The 17069-nt window shown below is 76.2% G+C and carries 14 protein-coding genes and 1 tRNA gene; 6 read left to right on the forward strand and 9 right to left on the reverse strand.

Annotated features, from left to right (window positions below; translation table 11 throughout):
• Nucleotides 1–2: 2 nt before the first annotated feature.
• Together rocD and ddaH are read right to left on the reverse strand one after the other, a co-directional pair.
• Nucleotides 3–1262 (reverse strand): ornithine--oxo-acid transaminase, encoded by a 1260-nt coding sequence (rocD, locus tag ABRQ22_RS02865; protein ID WP_353708503.1) that lies wholly within the window; start codon nucleotides 1260–1262, stop codon nucleotides 3–5.
• The gene (gene ddaH / locus ABRQ22_RS02870) at nucleotides 1259–2173 is read right to left on the reverse strand and encodes a dimethylargininase (protein ID WP_353708504.1); all 915 of its coding nucleotides are present in this window, start codon (nucleotides 2171–2173) and stop codon (nucleotides 1259–1261) included. Before ddaH ends, rocD begins: the two co-directional genes overlap by 4 nt.
• 306 nt (nucleotides 2174–2479) lie before the next feature.
• Here ddaH and ABRQ22_RS02875 point away from each other — a divergent pair, with 306 nt between their 5' ends.
• Nucleotides 2480–3382: a PadR family transcriptional regulator gene (locus ABRQ22_RS02875; protein ID WP_353708505.1), complete on the forward strand. Its 903-nt coding sequence runs from the start codon at nucleotides 2480–2482 to the stop codon at nucleotides 3380–3382.
• A gap of 142 nt (nucleotides 3383–3524) precedes the next feature.
• Here the strand turns inward: ABRQ22_RS02875 and ABRQ22_RS02880 are convergent, their stop codons facing one another.
• The 4 genes from ABRQ22_RS02880 to ABRQ22_RS02895 form a co-directional block, all read right to left on the reverse strand.
• Entirely contained in the window at nucleotides 3525–4073 is a 549-nt protein-coding gene (locus ABRQ22_RS02880; RefSeq protein WP_353708506.1) for an SRPBCC family protein, read from the reverse strand.
• A complete protein-coding gene (locus ABRQ22_RS02885) occupies nucleotides 4070–5011 on the reverse strand; it encodes a hypothetical protein (protein WP_353708507.1) in 942 nt (313 codons plus the stop codon). Before ABRQ22_RS02885 ends, ABRQ22_RS02880 begins: the two co-directional genes overlap by 4 nt.
• A 39-nt stretch (nucleotides 5012–5050) precedes the next feature.
• Nucleotides 5051–5545: an OsmC family protein gene (locus ABRQ22_RS02890; RefSeq protein WP_253052741.1), complete on the reverse strand. Its 495-nt coding sequence runs from the start codon at nucleotides 5543–5545 to the stop codon at nucleotides 5051–5053.
• A gap of 107 nt (nucleotides 5546–5652) precedes the next feature.
• The gene (locus tag ABRQ22_RS02895; RefSeq protein ID WP_353708508.1) at nucleotides 5653–7059 is read right to left on the reverse strand and encodes an FAD-dependent oxidoreductase; all 1407 of its coding nucleotides are present in this window, start codon (nucleotides 7057–7059) and stop codon (nucleotides 5653–5655) included.
• 222 nt (nucleotides 7060–7281) lie between these two features.
• Between ABRQ22_RS02895 and ABRQ22_RS02900 the strand changes: the two genes are divergently transcribed.
• A complete protein-coding gene (locus ABRQ22_RS02900; RefSeq protein WP_353709492.1) occupies nucleotides 7282–8121 on the forward strand; it encodes a thymidylate synthase in 840 nt (279 codons plus the stop codon).
• Between the two features lie 5 nt (nucleotides 8122–8126).
• A complete protein-coding gene (locus tag ABRQ22_RS02905; RefSeq protein WP_353708509.1) occupies nucleotides 8127–8726 on the forward strand; it encodes a dihydrofolate reductase in 600 nt (199 codons plus the stop codon).
• Between the two features lie 14 nt (nucleotides 8727–8740).
• Here the strand turns inward: ABRQ22_RS02905 and ABRQ22_RS02910 are convergent, their stop codons facing one another.
• Nucleotides 8741–9691 (reverse strand): nucleoside hydrolase, encoded by a 951-nt coding sequence (locus tag ABRQ22_RS02910; protein ID WP_353708510.1) that lies wholly within the window; start codon nucleotides 9689–9691, stop codon nucleotides 8741–8743.
• Nucleotides 9692–9810: 119 nt separating this feature from the next.
• Between ABRQ22_RS02910 and ABRQ22_RS02915 the strand changes: the two genes are divergently transcribed.
• A tRNA-Arg gene (locus tag ABRQ22_RS02915) sits at nucleotides 9811–9883 on the forward strand.
• A gap of 33 nt (nucleotides 9884–9916) precedes the next feature.
• Here the strand turns inward: ABRQ22_RS02915 and ABRQ22_RS02920 are convergent.
• Nucleotides 9917–10291: a hypothetical protein gene (locus tag ABRQ22_RS02920; protein ID WP_353708511.1), complete on the reverse strand. Its 375-nt coding sequence runs from the start codon at nucleotides 10289–10291 to the stop codon at nucleotides 9917–9919.
• A 40-nt stretch (nucleotides 10292–10331) separates the two neighbouring features.
• A complete protein-coding gene (locus ABRQ22_RS02925) occupies nucleotides 10332–11384 on the reverse strand; it encodes a hypothetical protein (protein ID WP_353708512.1) in 1053 nt (350 codons plus the stop codon).
• 871 nt (nucleotides 11385–12255) lie between these two features.
• Between ABRQ22_RS02925 and ABRQ22_RS02930 the strand changes: the two genes are divergently transcribed.
• Both ABRQ22_RS02930 and ABRQ22_RS02935 read left to right on the forward strand, forming a co-directional pair.
• Entirely contained in the window at nucleotides 12256–16269 is a 4014-nt protein-coding gene (locus ABRQ22_RS02930) for a hypothetical protein (protein WP_353709493.1), read from the forward strand.
• A 434-nt stretch (nucleotides 16270–16703) separates the two neighbouring features.
• On the forward strand, nucleotides 16704–16943 hold the full coding sequence (locus ABRQ22_RS02935; protein ID WP_353708513.1) for a hypothetical protein: 240 nt from the start codon (nucleotides 16704–16706) through the stop codon (nucleotides 16941–16943).
• Nucleotides 16944–17069: the final 126 nt, after the last annotated feature.

Raw genomic sequence — 17069 nt, forward strand, 5'->3', positions numbered from 1 at the left:
CTCTACCGACCCCGCGCAAGGTCCGTGAGCGCGTCCTCCAGGGCGGACAGCCCGGTCTCGAGGTCGGTGGCCGAGATGGTCAGCGGGGGAGCGAGGCGGATGGTCGAGCCGTGCGTGTCCTTGGCGAGGACGCCGCGCGCGAGCAGCGCCTCGCACAGGTCGCGACCGGTCCCGCGCGCGGGATCGAGGTCGAGTCCCGCCCACAGCCCGAGGCCGCGGACGCCGTCGAGCAGCCCGGCGCCCACGAACCCGGCGAGCCGGTCCTGGAACCGCGCGCCGAGCTCGCGCGCCCGGCGTTGCGGCTCGCCGGTGGCCAGGAGGTCGACGACGGCGAGGCCGACCGCGCACGCGAGCGGGTTGCCGCCGAACGTGCTGCCGTGCGTCCCGGGCGTGAGGGCCTCCAGCACGTCACGGCGTCCCACGACGGCGGACACGGGCAGGATCCCACCGCCGAGCGCCTTGCCGAGCGTCACGAGGTCGGGCCGCACGCTCCAGGTCTCGACCGCGAGCGTCGTGCCCGCGCGGCCGAGGCCGGACTGGATCTCGTCCGCGACCAGCAGCACGTCGCGCTCGGCGGTGAGGGCGCGCAGCCGCGGCCAGTAGTCGGCGGGCGGCACGACGACGCCGGACTCGCCCTGGACGGGTTCGAGCAGCACCGCGACGGTGGTGTCGTCGATCGCGGCGGCGACGGCGTCGGCGTCGCCGTAGGGCACGACCCGGAAGCCGGGCGTGTAGGGGTCGAACCCGCGGCGCGCGTCCTCGTCGTCGGAGAACGACACGATCGTCGTCGTGCGGCCGTGGAAGTTCCCGGAGCCGACGACGATCGTCGCCTCCCCGGGGCGGACGCCCTTGACGTCGTACCCCCACTTGCGCGCGGTCTTGATCGCGGTCTCGACGGCCTCGGCGCCGGTGTTCATCGGCAGCACGAGCGAGTCGGGTCCTCCCGTGGTGAGCGGCCCGACGAGCCCGGCGAGCGCGGCGGCGAACGGGTGCAGGAGGTCGTGGTCGAACGCGCGCGACGTGAGCGTGACACGCCCGAGCTGCGCGGTCGCGGCCGCGACGAGCGCGGGGTGGCGATGCCCGAAGTTGAGGGCCGAGTAGCCCGCGAGGAAGTCGAGGTAGCGACGCCCGTCCACGTCGGTGACCCACGCCCCCTCGGCCGTCGCGACCGTCACGGGCAGCGGGTGGTAGTTGTGCGCGAGGGCGTCGCGCGGCGTCTCGACCGCCGGCCCGGCGACCGGGCGGACGTCCTGCGCGGTCACGACGCGCTCCCCGACGTCGCGACCGGCCCGGCGGCCATCTCGCGGATCTCGAGGGTGCAGCACTTGGCGCCACCGCCCCCGCGCAGCAGCTCGGACGTGTCGACGGCGAGCGTCTCGTAGCCGCGCTCGCGCAGCGCCGCGGCGAGCCGCTCGGCGCGCGGGGCGTGCACGACGTGCGCGCCGTCGCTCACCGCGTTGAGGCCGAGCACGACGGCGTCCTCCTCGGTCGCGAGGAGCGCGTCGGGGTAGCGCTCGCGCAGGACCTCCTGCGCCGCGGGCGAGAACGCGGGCGGGTAGTAGGCGAGGTCGACGGGCGGCGGGCCGGTGAGGCCGGGGTGCGCGCCGCCGTCGGGCTGCGTGCCCCCCGGGGCCGTGCCGGAGCCTCCGCGCAGCACGGTGAGCGCGGTGTCGAGGTGGTAGAAGCGCGGGTCGACGAGCTCGAGCGTCACGACCTCGCGTCCCCACAGCGCGGCGGCCTCGGCGTGCGCGGCGCGCTCGGTGCGGAAGCCCGTGCCGGCGAGCACGGCGTCGCCGGCCACGAGGAGGTCGCCCTCGCCTTCGTTGACGTGCTCGGCGAGGTGGGTGACGTACCCCTTGTCGGCGAACCACTTGAGGTAGGCGGGGCCCTCGGGGCCGCGCTCGGGGTGGGCGAAGCGCGCGGAGTAGACGAGGCCGTCGACGACGGTCGCGCCGTTCGCGGCGTAGACCATGTCCGGCAGGCCCGGGACGGGGTCGATCGTCTCCACGGTGTGGCCCAGGTCGCGGAAGGTGTCGCGCAGGCGCTCCCACTGGGCGACCGCGAGCGGGGTGTCGACCGGGGTGCGCCGGTCCATCCACGGGTTGATCTCGTAGCTCACGGTGAAGTACGTGGGCCGGCACATGAGGTAGTGCCGGGGCTGGCCTGGGCGCATCGCCGCCTCCTCGCGGGAGCCGGGCCTGCCGGGGTGGTGCGGCCCGGGTGGTGGTCGGACGGGGGGTGGCGTCCGATGGTGCTGGTGGGCTGCCGGTTGGCTGCTGGATGCCAGCGTACGTCCGCGGCCTGCCCGCGTCCTGGGACGAGGCGCTCCATGGCAGGGCGTTGACAGCGATACTCTATCGATATATCGTTAGCGTATCGCTGAGAGTCGAACCGACGACTCGCGACCCTCGCGAGGCCGCCACGGCCCGCCACCGCTCCGCGGAACACCCGGAGCCCACGAACACAGGAGACACATCCCATGAGCTACGCACACCAGCACCGGGGCAGGACCCCGGAGAACGTCCAGAACATGTCCCAGCCGTTCGGCGAGCGACCCGGGCCGCGCCCGGACCGCCGTCGTCGCGACGGCTTCCCGCCCGTGCCCGACGACGCGGCCTGGTTCCGCGGCGACGGTCCCCGTGGTCGGGGCGGCGCGCGCCGCGGCGGTGGCCGCGGGTTCGGCGGCCCGGCCGACGGCGGACGCGGCTTCGACCCCGGCTCCGGCTCCGGCGAGCGTGGGTTCGGCCCCGGCTTCGGGCCGGGCGGGCCGGGCTTCGGCCCCGGCGGTCCCGGGTTCGGCCCGGGACACGGCGGGCGTCGTCACGGGGGCCGCGGTCGCGGCCCGGGGCGCGCCGGCCGCGGCGACGTCCGCGCCGCCGTCCTGCTGCTCCTCGCCGAGCAGCCCATGCACGGCTACCAGGTCATCCAGGAGATCGCCGAGCGGAGCGAGGGCCAGTGGCGCCCGAGCCCCGGCGCGGTCTACCCCGCGCTGAACCTGCTCCAGGACGAGGGGCTCGTCGAGCTCTCGGCCGACGGCGGGCGTCGCCTCGCGACGCTCACCGAGGCGGGCACCGCGTACGTCGCGGAGCACGCCGCCGAGCTGGGCGACCCGTTCGCCGAGGCCGCCGGTCGCGGCGGCCGCTCGAGGCGCGAGCTGCGCGCGGGCGTCGAGGCCGTCGCCGCGGCGGTCCACCAGGTCGCCCGCACGGGCACCGACGAGCAGGCGCAGGCCGCAGCAGAGCTCCTCGAGCGCACGCGCCGCGAGCTCTACCTGATCCTCGCCGGCCCGGCAGCCACGACTCCCGCGCCGGACGCGGGCGCCCCCGCGTCGTCGGGCACGCCGGTGGAGGACGCCCCGGTCGAGGATGCGCCGACGGCCTGACCTCGCCGATCTCGCCGACCCTGCCGAACCCGGGGTCGCTCCTCACCCGCAGCCGTGGGTCGGGAGCGACCCCGGGTTCGGCGCGTCTGGGGCGCGCGGCCGCGAGGCGTCGACCCGGGCCCCTGGCACCGGTCGACCCGCGTCAGCGGTGGGTGAGCAGGCGGGCCTCGAGGCGGCGCAGTGACGTCCGCATCATCCAGCGCAGCGCGAGCCCGACGAACGGCGCCGTGGCGGCGCGGGGGAGCGGGCCGGCGAGGTACGCCTCCTCCCACCAGACGACGCGGCAGCGTCCGCGGCCGAGCGGCACGACGTCGAACCCGGCGTCGCCGAGCAGGACGGGTCCGAGCTTGTGCACCCGCGTGCTCCCGGTCCGGCCCGCCGCGACGGACGGGCGGTCGAGCGACTCGACGACCATGCGGTCGGTGAACGCCCGCCCCGTACGACGGGCGGACGGTCCGCTCACCATCGTGAAGCGGTCGCCGACCTCGGGACCGCGGACGGCCGGGGTCGCCATGGCCGTCAGAGGGATCCAGCGCGGGTGCGTGCGCGGGTCCGCGACCCACGCGAACGCGACGGTCGCGTCGACGGCCAGGTCGCGCGCGACGGAGACGCGCCGAGCCGCGCCGTCTCCCGCCCGCCGGGCGATGCCGGCATGGTCGTCCGTCGGGTCGTCAGGCGCTGCGGGCGTCACTCGGCGTCGCGCGCGGGGGAGTGGTCCCGCCGGCCGCGCCCCGGCAGGAGGCGATGACGGCGCCGAGGGCTCGCGGCGTCGTCGGGCACCGGGACGAGCCGCGGCGGCGCGTCCTCGACCGGAGACTCGACGACCTCCAGGAGCCGCCCGAACACCGACGGCGGCGGCCCGAACGCGCGCCGGGACTGGCCGATCACGCCGTGCCCGAGCGCGCGCGCCCCGGCGACGCCGACGACCGCCCCGACCCCGAACGGGACGAGGCGCCCGATCGCGAGGCCGGACTGCTTGGCGAGCTGGGTGCGCAGGAAGCGGTTGCCGAGCGCCTTGTTCACCTTGACGAGCGTCCCGGCGGGCATGCTCGTGAGCAGGACCTTGCCCCACGCGAGGCCCGAGCCCTGGGTCGCGCGCTCGACGTCGCGCGCGCCCTTCTCGCCGAGCACCGTGGCGAGGAGCAGGGCGCGGCGGCGTGCGACGTCGTCCACGGCGATCCCGTGCACGTCCGCGACGGCGAGCGCGAACGCCGCCGACGACGCGAAGAACGTCGCGATGTCGCTCGACGTCAACGCGATCCCGACACCCGTCCCGACCGCCGGGAAGGCCGCCGCCGCACCGACGGCGCCGCCCGCGGCCTGGATGACGAGCAGGTACTCGCGCTCGAGGATCCGCACGATCTGGGCGGGGCTCGCCTCCGGGTTCCGGCGTCGTACGCCGTCCACGTGCGACCGGATGACGTGGGAGGGGATGGTCACGGCCTTGTCGAGCGCCGCGTCGAGCAGCGGCGTGGGCCGGTAGGCGGCCCAGTCCGTCGCGTCGACGGCCGCGTCCTGGGGCGCCCGGACGGCGCGACGACCCCGCCGCGCGACGGCGTCCGACGTGGGGGTCCCCCGGGGGTCCCACGTCCCGTAGTCCGGCGTACCGGACGGCTGCTCGTGCGCCATCACGCCTCCCGTCGTCGGTCGGGCCTCACGGCCCGGTCGTCACTCGACGCTGCCGCCCGGCTGCTGGAACACCGTGTGCACGGTCGCGCCGGCCTTGATCGTCCGTCCCACTGTGCAGGTCTTCTCGATCGCCCGCTCGGCGACCGTGAGCAGGCGCTCGCGCGCCTCGTCGTCGAGCGAGGAGAGGTCGATCTCGAACCGCTCCGTGATCTCGGGGTAGCGGTCCTCGGGCAGGTCCTTGACGCCCTCGGCGTGGATCGTCACCGCGTAGTCGTCGCCCAGGCGGCGCGCGAACGTGCGGTCCGAGCTCATGCCGGCGCACGCGGCCAGCGCGATCTTCAGCAGCTCGCCCGGCGTGAACACCGCACCCGCGCTCGCGGGGCCGATGAGCACCTGGGCACCGCGCGCGGAGTAGCCGGTGTACGTGCGCACGCCCGTGCGCTCGACCCACAGGGCGTCCGTGGGAGACGGCGACGACGGGGCGATCTCGTCGGTGCCCGTCTGCGGGGTCGTGGTGGCTGGCTCGGTCGTCATGCGTCGATCCTCGCACTCGTGCGGTGCCGGTGCGCTCGTCGCCCACCGGTCGGTCGCCCGGAGAACGCGGACGGCGGTCGCGTGATTCCCCGTCCCGGACGGCGGTCTCAGGCCGCGCGGAGAGGTCCGGGCACCGTGGGTTCCGGTGCCGGCCGCGCCGGCGCCGTCGTGGCGCTCGTGGGGGCGGCGCTCGCCGTCGCCCCGGCGACGAACGCCGCGCGAGGGCGCTGCACCGCGGCGAGCGAGACGACGTCGCGCCCGAACAGCGCGCCCGTCGCCCACACGGCGAGCACGCGGGCCGTGCGCTCCCCGGTCGGGATGGCGAGCACGTGGTAGCCGCGGTGCATGAGCCACGCGAGGCGCCCGCGCACGACGAGCCGGCGGTACTCGAACACCCCCGAGCCGAGACCGAGCGTCGCGACGACGCCGAGGCTGCCGTGCACGTACGGTCGCGTGGCCCGACCGCGCCGGGCCGCGACGAGGTTGCGCGCCAGGCGCCGACCCTGCCGCACGGCGTGCTGCGCGTTGGGGACGGTGAGCGCGCCCGGCCGGGGGACCGCGAGGTCGGGCACGGCGGCGCCGTCGCCCGCGGCCCAGGCGTCGGGGACGGTGTCGTCCACCGTCCCGACGCGCAGGTCCGGTCGGGTGACGAGGTAGCCGCGCGCGTCCACCGGCAGGTCGGTGTGCGTCGCGACGACGGGGTTCGCCGCGTTGCCCGCCGTCCACACGAGCAGCCCCGTGGCGAACGACTCGCCCGTCGAGAGCGTCACGACCCCACCCTCGGCGGACACGATGCCCGTCTCGAGGTGCACGTGCGCACCCCGGCGCTCGAGCTCGCGCACGACCCACCGCCCCGGACGCTCCGTCACCTCCGGCAGGAGGCGCGGGGTGCGCTCGACGAGGTGGAACAGCAGCTCCGCCGGGTCGATCTCGGGGTAGACGCGCGTGAGGTCGTGCGCGAGCGACAGGAGCTCGGCGAACCCCTCCACGCCGGAGAACCCGCCGCCGACGAACGTCACCGTGAGCAGCCGCTCGCGCTCCGGGCCCGGGGGCAGGCTCGCCGCGCGGTCGAACGACGTGAGCATCCGGTCGCGGATCGCGACGGCCTCCTCGACGTGCTTCATGCCGATCGCGTGCTCGGCGACGCCCGGCACGGCGAAGACGCGCGTCACCGCGCCCGCGGTCACGACGACCGTGTCGTACGTCAGGTCGTACTGCTCGCCCGAGCGCGGCCGCACGACGACCGTGCGGCGCGCGTGGTCCACGCGCTCGACCGTCCCGTCGACCAGGCGCGTGCGGCGCAGGTGGCCCCGGTGCGCGACGGCGGCGTGGCGCGCCTCGACCGAGCCCGCGACGACCTCCGGCAGGAACGGCTGGTAGGTCATGTACGGGCGCGGGTCGACCAGGACCACCTCGACCTCGCCGCGGCGCAGCTCGCGCCGCAGGCGCTTCTCGAGCTCCCGGGCCGCCGTGAACCCGGCGTAGCCCCCACCGACGACCACGATGCGTTCCATCACTGCCTCCTGTGCCCACGAGCGTCCGGTCCGGCGCTCTACCCCTCTGACCGTCTGGGAGCGCGCGGCGTGACATGACGTGCGTCACCCTCGTCGACGAGCGCCCGCAGTCGTGCGCGGTCGAGGTCGGGACAGGCCGACGGCAGTGGTTGACCCGCCCCGCGGCGACGACCCACACTGACGACCGTGGCCCCCGACTCGACCTCCCCGACCCTCGCCGTCGTGACCGAGGGCGAGCGTGCGCCGTCGGGCAGCCCCGCCCGGCCGGTCCCGACCCCGTACGAGGACCTGCTGCGCGACGTCCTCGCCCACGGCACCCCCAAGGGCGACCGCACCGGGACGGGCACGCGCAGCGTGTTCGGGCGCCAGCTCCGCTTCGACCTGTCGCAGGGCTTCCCGCTCGTCACGACCAAGCGCGTCCACCTCAAGTCGATCGCGTACGAGCTGCTGTGGTTCCTGCGCGGCGACTCGAACGTGCGCTGGCTCCAGGAGCGCGGCGTGAGCATCTGGGACGAGTGGGCGGACGCCGACGGCGAGCTCGGCCCGGTCTACGGCGTCCAGTGGCGCTCGTGGCCGACGCCGGACGGGCGGCACGTGGACCAGGTCGCGCAGGTGATCGAGCAGATCAAGGCGAACCCCGACTCGCGCCGGCACATCGTCTCGGCGTGGAACGTCGCGGAGATCGAGAACATGGCTCTGCCGCCCTGCCACGCGTTCTTCCAGTTCTACGTGGCCGACGGCAGGTTGTCCTGCCAGCTCTACCAGCGCTCGGCCGACCTCTTCCTCGGCGTGCCGTTCAACATCGCGTCGTACGCGCTGCTCGTCCACATGGTCGCCGCGCAGACCGGGCTCGAGGTCGGCGACTTCGTGTGGACCGGCGGCGACGTGCACATCTACGACAACCACGTCGAGCAGGTGCGCGAGCAGCTCACGCGCGACCCGTACCCGTACCCGACCCTGCGCCTCGCGCCGCGCGACTCGATCGACGCGTACGAGTACGAGGACATCGAGGTCGTCGGGTACCAGCACCACCCGACGATCAAGGCCCCGATCGCGGTCTGACGGCGGTGGGGGAGGAGACGCTCGGGCTGGTCTGGGCGCAGGCGCGCGACGCCGCGGGGCGGCCCGTCATCGGTGCGGGCGGCACCATGCCCTGGCACCTGCCCGAGGACCTCGCGCACTTCCGGCGCGTGACGTCCGGCCACCCCGTCGTCATGGGCCGCCGCACGTGGGACTCGCTCCCGCCCCGGTTCCGGCCCCTGCCCGGGCGCGTGAACGTCGTCGTGACGCGGCAGCCCGGGTGGTCACCGGGCGACCCGTCGCCGCGCGTCGGTGCGTCCGGCGGTGCGGTGCCCGACGGCGGTCGCCCGGCCGAGCAGGCCGGCGCGCCCGTGCGCGTGGCCGGGTCGGTCGCGGCGGCGCTCGCGGTGGCCCGCGCGGCGGCGAGCGAGACCGGGTCGGGCGAGGTGTGGGTCATGGGCGGCGCGCAGCTCTACGCCGCGACGATCGCGCTCGCGGACCGCTGCGTCGTCACGGAGATCGACACCGTCGTCGAGGGCGACACCTACGCGCCCGAGATCCCCGACGGCTGGGCTGCGCACGAGGGCGACTGGGCGACGTCGTCGACCGGCCTGCGCTACCGCTTCGTCACGGCGATGCGCCCCTGACCGCCCACAACCCGTCAGGCGAGGGCGTCGAGGACGAGGTCCCAGAAGCGGGTGTGGTCGAGGGTGACCGCGACCTGCGTACGGCACTCGTCGGGCCCGGGCTCGTCGCCGCGCAGGTCCGCGACCGTCATGCCGGTGGTCAGCGCGCCATGGAGCTCGACGTCCAGCGGGGCACGGCGCGTCGTCATGACCTCCGGGTCGATCACGCACGCGACGGCGCACGGGTCGTGGACGGGCGGGTAGAGGAAGCCCTGCGCCGAGCGGTACGTCGCGCCGTAGAAGTCGAGCAGCTCGCCGACGAACCGGGCGGCCGTGGTGTCGAGCGCGGAGAGCCGGTCGCGCACGTCCGGCGTCGCGACGGCCTGGTGGGTGAGGTCCAGGCCGACCATCGTCACCGGCCACGGCTCGTGCAGCACGACGTGAGCCGCCTCCGGGTCGGCGAGCACGTTGAACTCCGCGACCGGCGTGCGGTTGCCCCCGTGGTAGCCCCCGCCCATCATCACGACCTCCCGCACGCGCGGCACGATGCGCGGCTCCCGGCGCGCCGCCATCGCGACGTTCGTCAGCGGCCCCGTCGGCACGAGGGTGATCTCGCCGGGCTCGGCGCCCATGACCGTCTCCACGATGAGGTCGACCGCGTGGCGGCGGTCGACGGCGCGGCGCGGGGCGGGCAGGACCGGCCCGTCCATCCCGGACTCGCCGTGGATGTCCGGTGCGACGATCCGCGGCCGGACGAGCGGCCGGTCGCACCCGGCCGCGACCGGGACGTCGATCCCCGCGAGCTCGGCGACGGCGAGCGCGTTGCGCGCGACCTTCTCCAGCGTCTGGTTCCCGGCGACCGTCGTCACGGCCACGAGGTCGACGGCGGGGCTGCCGTGCGCGAGCAGCATCGCGATCGCGTCGTCGTGGCCAGGGTCGCAGTCGAGGAGGACGCGGCGTGGCGCGTCGGCACGTCCGGTGGGCATGGGCCCATCCTCGCCCGCCGGCCCCGCTCCGGCCCGGTGGCCACCGCCGGCGCGGGCGCGCTTCGCCTCCGACGGTCGCCGACGGCTAGGCTGTCCTCCGGCCCGTTCCCCGGGGCCGCGCGCCTGTAGCTCAGGGGATAGAGCACCGCTCTCCTAAAGCGGGTGTCGCCAGTTCGAATCTGGCCAGGCGCACCGAACGACACCGTGCTCGCCGGGCGAGCCTGCTCAGCCGACGACGCGGACGGCGAGCACCTGGCACTGCACCGGGGACGACTCCGCGCAGACGTCGGCCCACACCTCGACGACGTCACCGTCGTCCAGGGCGTCGCCGTCGACCCGCCCGCCGTCCGCGTCCAGGACGACGGTGCTCGCGGACAGGAGTGCCATGCCCTCGTAGTAGGGGTCGGAGGCGTCGACGAGCCGCGGACCGCCGTCGTCGCGGTCGACGGCCCCGGCGACGTCCGCGGACCGGTCCGGCGGCACGGCGGGCCCGTCGGGGCGGTCGGCCGTGCACCCGGCCAGCGCCAGGGCGAGCGCGGTCACGAGGGGGAGCGCGAGGGCGGTCGCGCGACGGGTGGTGGCGTGGGGAGACCGGCGCATCCTCGGATCCTCCCACCGCCGTCGTGCGGCCGGAACGGTCCTACGCGGACGCGGACGCGGGCGTGGACGGCGCGGGGGTCGGCGCCGTGCCGGTGCTCCCGCCCGTCTCTGCCTCGGCGCCCTCACCCGTTCCCGCGCCGGTCCCCTCGCCCGTGCCGGGGTCGGGCGTGGACGAGGGACCGGGGTCCGGCGTCGTCGGGTCCGGCGAGGGCTCCTGGGTGGGGCTCTCGGTGGGGTCCGGGGTCGGGGTCGTCGACGGCTCGTCCGTCGGCGTCGTCGACGGGGTCGGGGCAGGGTCCTGGGTCGGCACGGTCGACGGGTCCACGGCCGGGCCCGACGGCGGGGGCGTCGCGGGAGCGTCGGTCCCGGTCGAGCGCTCGCGGCTGATCGTCGTCCCTGAGCCCTCCACGCCTCGCACGGCGTCCGAGATCGGCTTGCCGATCGCGAGCTCGACCACGAGGACGACACCCATCACCACGACGAACAACGCGAGCGCCGACACGGTCAGGACCCGCCCGCGGCCGTAGCGGTCGACGAGCCGCAGCCAGGCGTTCTGCGGCTGCTCCGGGGCCACGGGGTCGCCGTCGGCCTCTTCGGTGGCGTCGCCGCCCGGAGCGAGGGCGCCCGTCGCCCCCGTGCCCGACCCCGCGTCCGGCGCCGAGCCGTCCACGACGACCGTCCCGCGCGGCACGCTCGCGACGGCGGTCGTGACGGTGGTGGTCGTGGCGCGGTCGCGGGGGGTGCTCCCGCCGGTGGTCACCTGCACGACCTTGCCGACGACGGGCACGAGCTGCTCGCGCGTCTTCTGGATCGAGCGCGTGTAGACGTAGTTCGCGACGACGGTGAGGGCGCTCGCGATGCCGGCGCCGATGATCGTCCCTGCGGTCCCGAAGTACGACAGCAGCACCGTGGTGCTCACGGCGGCGAGCGCGCTCGCGACGACCTGCGTGAGGGAGAGCCGGGCCGGGGCCTCGCGCTCCTTCGCGGGCGCGGTCTCCGCGGCGGCACGTCCTGCCTCGCGGCCGGCGTCGTGGGTCGCGGGGCGCGGGGCGGAGTCGTCGCTGTCGGGGCGGGGTGCGGGGGGTGTCGTCACGTGGTGCGGGTCTCCGGTCGTCGGCGGGCAGGACCGCCCGCCGCCACCGGCCGTGGACGACGGCCGCGCGCCAGGGACCGGCGTCGGGCCACGGGCGTCCTCCCACGGTAGGCCGCCCGTGTGGACCTCGCTCAGGGGCGTCGTGCCGGGGGCTCAGAGGAACGGGAGAGATCCTGTGACGCCGCCGGTCGGAGCGCCGCGGCGGTGCGCGCCGGCGTCGCTCGTCGCGTCCCCGGGCGGGACGAGGCCCGGTGCCGCGGGCGGCGACGTATCCTGCCGAGGGTCGCGTCGGCGCGTCACGGGGGTGCGCGAGGACCTCGGGGTGTGGTGTGCGCCACAGGTCGCCGCGGCCGTCGCGGCCGTCGAATTCGCGGAATCCCGCGCATGTTGTGGACGCTCGTCCAGGTGGTTCTCAGGCGCTTCTGGGTCGCGCGGGTGATTCACCCGTCCAGTGCCGTGGGCCGTGTTGACGCCTGGCATCTCGCCGTGCAAGATTGTCCTCGACAGCGCGCATCGCCTGCCCCCTGCGCGGTGCGCGCTGTTTCACACTTCTCCGGGAGAACGCCCCGGAATAGTTCGGAACGACGGCCTCGGAACACGAATTCTCGTGATCCGGGGCCGTTCGTCGTCCTGCTTCCTCGTGGCCTCGCGCACGACCGGCGGTCGGGCGGCCCCGGCACGCCGCCGCCCGACGGTCCGGGTCGTCGACCCTCCGGCGCGCCGCGCCGGGCCTCGCGAGGCGGCCGGTTAGCGTCGGAGGGTGAATGCCGCAGCCCGCACCAGCTCAGCCGCCCGGAGCGTGGCCGATCCTGCTCGGCTGCCCGCGACCGCTCCTGGCGAGACCGACCAGCCCTCCGCCGAGGCGGCCGACGTGACGCCGCCCCGCCCCGTGCTCGTCCCGGAGCCCACGACGGCCGACCTCGTCGACGAGGCCGTGGCGCGGTGGCGCGCCGGGCTCGTCGAGCTCGCCGGCGGGTCGTCGCTCGCCGACGTCTCGCTGCTCGGCGACGCCGTCGTCGACCTGACGGCGGCCCACCCCTCCGGCGTCGCCCAGCTCTTCGCCGGGCGGCCGACCCGGCTCTCGAACCTGTTCCGCGAGGGCGGGTCGCTGCCCGCCGCGCGGCGCCGTGCACGGGCCGTCGTGGTCCGCGCCGCCGAGCACGCCCAGCGCTACGGCGTCGCGCCCACGTACCTGGCGATCGGCGTGGCGACCTGGACCCAGAGCCTCTCGGCGCCGCTGGCCGAGGACGACGTCGCGGCGCTGGCCCGGGTCGCCGGCCGCGCCCCCGCGACGGTCGTCCCGAGCGGGGACGACGACGTCGTCGGCCCCGCAGCGGCAGGACCCGGCCCCGGCGACGCCACGGGCGAGGACGGTCGTGCGGTCTCCGACGAGCGGGACGGGCCCGACGGCGCGCACGTCCCCGACGCGGGTCACCGGCCCCCGGGCGCGGTCGAGGAGACCGAGCAGGAGCCGACGTCCCGCACCGTGCGCGCCCCGGTGCTCCTGCGTCCCCTGACCGTCACCCCGCGCGGGGACGGCGAGACCGACTACGAGCTGACTCTCGAGCCGACGGCAGAGATCAACCCGCTCCTCGCGCGCACGCTGCGCGCGCACGGCGCGCTCCTCGACCCCGTGACGCTCGCGCGCTCCACGTTCACCGGCGCGGGCTTCGACCCCGGCGACGCGACCCGCCGCATCGCCGCGCTCGGCGAGGCCGTCCTCGACGACTTCGACCTGACCCACCGCGTCCTCGTCGGCACGTTCGTGCACCCGGGGCAGGTCCTCGTCGACGACCTCGACGAGCTCGCGCCCGCCCTCGAGCGGCACGAGGTCGTCGCCGCCCTCGCCGGGGACGAGCGCTCCGCGACCGCGCTGCGCACCGAGCTGCCCGCGCCGCGCGTCGGCGACGCGGACCCCGTGCACGAGCGCGGCGCCGGCGACCTCGACCCGTCCCAGCGCCACGTCGTCGACGTGCTCGCGAGCGGGTCGCACCTCTTCGTCGACGCGCCCGCCGGGTCCGACGTCGCGGGCACGCTCGCGGCCGTCGTCGCCGAGGCCGCGGCGTCGGGGCGCCACGTGCTGTACGTCCCGGGCCACCGCCGGGCCGCGGACGCGCTCCTCGCGCGGCTCGACGAGCTCGGCCTGGGCGGCCTCGTGCTCGACATCGTCCCCGAGCCGACCTGGCGCGAGACCGCGTCCCACCGCCTCCTGTCCGCGATGGCGACCGAGCCCGAGCCGGGCGAGGACGAGGACCTCGCGCGCACGCGCGACGCGCTGCTCGGCGCGCGCGCCCGGCTCGCCGGGTACATCGAGGCGCTGCACCTCGTGCGCGACCCGTGGGGAGTGTCCGCCTACGACGCGCTCCAGGCGCTCGCCCGCCTCACCGCCGAGCGACCGGCGCCCGACACCCGGGTACGCCTGACGACGGAGGTCGTGCTCGGCGTCGGGCCGCAGCGCGAGCGTGTCGCGGCGGAGCTGCGCGAGGCCGCCCTGCTCGGTGCCTTCACCACGCGCGCGACCTCGACCCCGTGGTACGGCGCCGCCCTCACGACGCCCCAGGAGGCCCACGACGCGCTCGTGCGCGTCGAGCGCCTCCGCACGCACACGCTCCCGCAGCTGCGCGCGCAGGTCGAGCAGGTCGCCCAGCGCACCGGGCTGACGCCCGCGACGACGCTGCGGCAGTGGGGCGACCAGCTCACCATGCTCGGCGGCATGCGGGGCACGCTCGACGTGTTCCAGCCCCTCATCTTCGAGCGCACCGCGCAGGACATGGTCGAGGCGACGGCGACGAAGCAGTGGCGTGCGGAGCGCGGCATCGAGATGGGCTGGTTCGCCCGCAGGCGGCTGCACCGCCAGGCGCGCGACATGGTCCGTCCCGGCGTCCGCGTGCCCGACCTGCACGCCGCGCTCGTCGAGGTGCAGGCGCAGCGCGCGGTCTGGCAGGAGCAGTGCCCGCGCGGCGGCTGGCCCGTGCTGCCCGAGGGGCTGTCCGCGATCGAGGACACGCACGAGGCCGTGCGCATCGACGTGGAGGAGCTCGAGCCCGCGCTCGACGGGACCCCCGGTGGCCGGGACCTCCTCGACACGCCGCTCGACGCCCTCGCGGCGCGCCTCGACGCGCTCGCCGAGGACGCCGAGTCACTCGACTCCCTCCCGGCGCGCACCGCGATCCTGCGCCGGCTCACCGACCTCGGCCTCGGCGAGCTCCTCGCCGACCTCGCGGCCCGCCGCGTCGAGCCCGACTTCGTGGGCCCCGAGCTCGAGCTCGCGTGGTGGAGCTCGGTCTTCGAGCAGGTGCTCGCCCAGGACCAGGCCCTGGCCGGGCAGGACGGCGCCGGCCTCGACGCGCTCGCGCGCCGGTTCCGCGACCTCGACCGCACGCACGTCGCGTCGCTCGCGGCACCCGTCCGTGCGGCGGTCCGCGAGCACCTCGGGACCGCGATGCGCGAGCACCGCGACGAGGCCGAGGACCTGTTCACCGAGCTGCTCGAGGGTCGCCTCGTGAGCCTGCGGGAGACGGCCGAGAAGCACCCCGCCGTGCTGCGGCGCCTGCGACCCGTGCTCGTCGCCACGCCGACCCTCGTGCCGCACCTCGTCCCCGCGACGCGCACCGTCGACCTCGTCGTCCTCGACGCGATCGAGCACGCACCCGTCGAGCTCGTGCTCTCCGCGCTCGCCCGTGGCCGACAGGTCGTCGCGGTGGGGGACCCGCGCGCCGCCTCGACCGACACCGTGCGCGAGCTCGCCGAGCTGCTCCCGACGGTCGAGCTGCTCGCCGACGGCTCGCGGCGCGACCCCTTCGTCACGACCTTCCTCGCCGAGCACGGCTACGACGGCGTCCTGCGCCCCGCGCCCCTGCCGCGCGCCGAGGTCCTCGTCCAGCTCGACGTCGTCGACGGCGCCGGCATGCCCGACCCGGCGTCCGGCGCGGTCGAGAGCACCCAGGCCGAGGTCGACCGGGTCGTGGAGGTCGCCATCGAGCATGCGCTCACGCGGCCCGACGAGTCCCTCGCGATCGTCACCGTCACGCCCTTGCACGCCGACCGCATCCGCGACGCCCTCCTCGTCGAGGTGCGCCAGAACCCCGCGCTCGCCGGCTTCTTCTCCGGGGCGCGGGAAGAACCGGTGGTCGTCGCCGACGTCTCCAGCGTCGCCGGGCTCGTGCGCGACACGATCGTCCTGTCCGTCGGGTTCGGCCGCACCCCGCACGGGCGCGTGCTCCACCGGTTCGGCATCCTCAACACCCCCGGCGCCGAGGCCATGCTGCTCGACTCGGTCGGCGCGACCCGCCGCCGGCTCCACGTCGTGTCGTGCTTCACCGCGGGCGACCTCGACCCCGAGCGGCTGCGCGGCGCCGGTGCCCGGCTGCTCGCCGAGGTCCTCGACCTCGCCGAGCAGCGCAGCGGCGCGGCCGACCAGGTGACCCTCGGCAACGGCGTCGACCTCGGCGGCAGCCCCGACCGGCTCGTGCTCGACCTTGCCGAGCGCCTCTGGCGAGCCGGCCTCGTCGTCGAGACCGACTACGGCATCGGCGACGGCGACCGCATCCCGCTCGTCGTCGGCCACCCCGACCTGCCCGGCGAGCTCCTCGTCGCCGTCCTCACCGACGACGCCGCCTACGTCGCCGAGCGCAGCGTGCGCGTGCGGGACCGGCAGGTGGCCGAACGCCTCGAGCGCATCGGGTGGACCGTCGCCCAGGTGTGGTCCGCCGCCGCGTTCCTCGACCCCGCCAAGGAGGCCGAGCGCATCCGGCGGGTCGTGCAGGCGGTGCGCGACGCGCGGCTGCCCGAGACGGGTGGTGTCGCGCAGACCGGCGGCGGCGACCGGATCGTGGTCGTGCCGGTGATCGACGACGACGAGCAGCACGGCGACGACGACCTCTGACTTTCGGCCGACCCGTTCGGGGTCGTCACCGTGGGCGCGGGGACGGGGGAGCGACTGCCCGCCTGGTCGGGTTGGGTGCGGGGTGGGAGGCGGCGCCGGGTCTACCATCCGCCGCTCGTTCCTCGCGGCTCCCGCCAGGCCCGCCACGACCCGGCGCCGCCTCCCACCCCGCCACGTCGTCTCACCGTGGGCCGGTTGCTTGCGATCTCGTCGCTGAGCCGCCGCCGTCCGTCGCACCGTGGCCCTGGTGCGCGGGCCCGGCGTAGTCCGCGCTGTCGAGCACGCGTGCGACCACGGCCGCGTCGCCTGGGTCACGTCCTGGCGTCGTGCAGGTCACCCTGTCGCGGCTCCCGCGTGGGCTGTCCTCGCGTGTCTCAGTGGCCTGAGCAGGTGGTGGCTGACGTCGGGCGCTCCGGCGGTGCGACGATGGAGGCGTGAGCACCACGTCCGACCCGAGTCCTGACCGCCCGCACGACGTGCCCGACGGCGCGGTGCGGCGTCGGCGGCCGCGGCGGGCCGTGCGACGGGGGACGGAGAGCGAGGTCGTGTCCGGGGTGAGCGCCGACGAGCGGTCCGAGGGCTGGGGCGACGAGGCGGCGCCCGGACGTGGGGGCCGGGGCGAGAACGACGACCGGCTGCTCGGGGACGTCCCGCCGCACTACGGGCGGCACTGACCGCGCGCTACCGACCGCGCGCTGATGCGCCGAACCCGGGGTCGTTCCCCACTCTCGGCGTGAGGTGAGGAGCGACCCCGGGGTGGTCCGAGGGGCGCCGCGGCGCGTGGGGTCAGGTGGCGGTGG

This window comes from Cellulosimicrobium sp. ES-005 (assembly GCF_040448685.1).
Classification (GTDB): Bacteria; Actinomycetota; Actinomycetes; order Actinomycetales; family Cellulomonadaceae; genus Cellulosimicrobium; species Cellulosimicrobium cellulans_G.

Coding starts and splice junctions, on each gene's coding strand:
- ddaH (WP_353708504.1), bottom strand. CDS start 2,173: ATGCGCCCAGGCCAGCCCCGGCACTACCTCATGTGCCGGCCCACGTAC.
- ABRQ22_RS02875 (WP_353708505.1), top strand. CDS start 2,480: ATGAGCTACGCACACCAGCACCGGGGCAGGACCCCGGAGAACGTCCAG.
- ABRQ22_RS02885 (WP_353708507.1), bottom strand. CDS start 5,011: ATGGCGCACGAGCAGCCGTCCGGTACGCCGGACTACGGGACGTGGGAC.
- ABRQ22_RS02890 (WP_253052741.1), bottom strand. CDS start 5,545: ATGACGACCGAGCCAGCCACCACGACCCCGCAGACGGGCACCGACGAG.
- ABRQ22_RS02895 (WP_353708508.1), bottom strand. CDS start 7,059: ATGGAACGCATCGTGGTCGTCGGTGGGGGCTACGCCGGGTTCACGGCG.
- ABRQ22_RS02910 (WP_353708510.1), bottom strand. CDS start 9,691: ATGCCCACCGGACGTGCCGACGCGCCACGCCGCGTCCTCCTCGACTGC.
- ABRQ22_RS02920 (WP_353708511.1), bottom strand. CDS start 10,291: ATGCGCCGGTCTCCCCACGCCACCACCCGTCGCGCGACCGCCCTCGCG.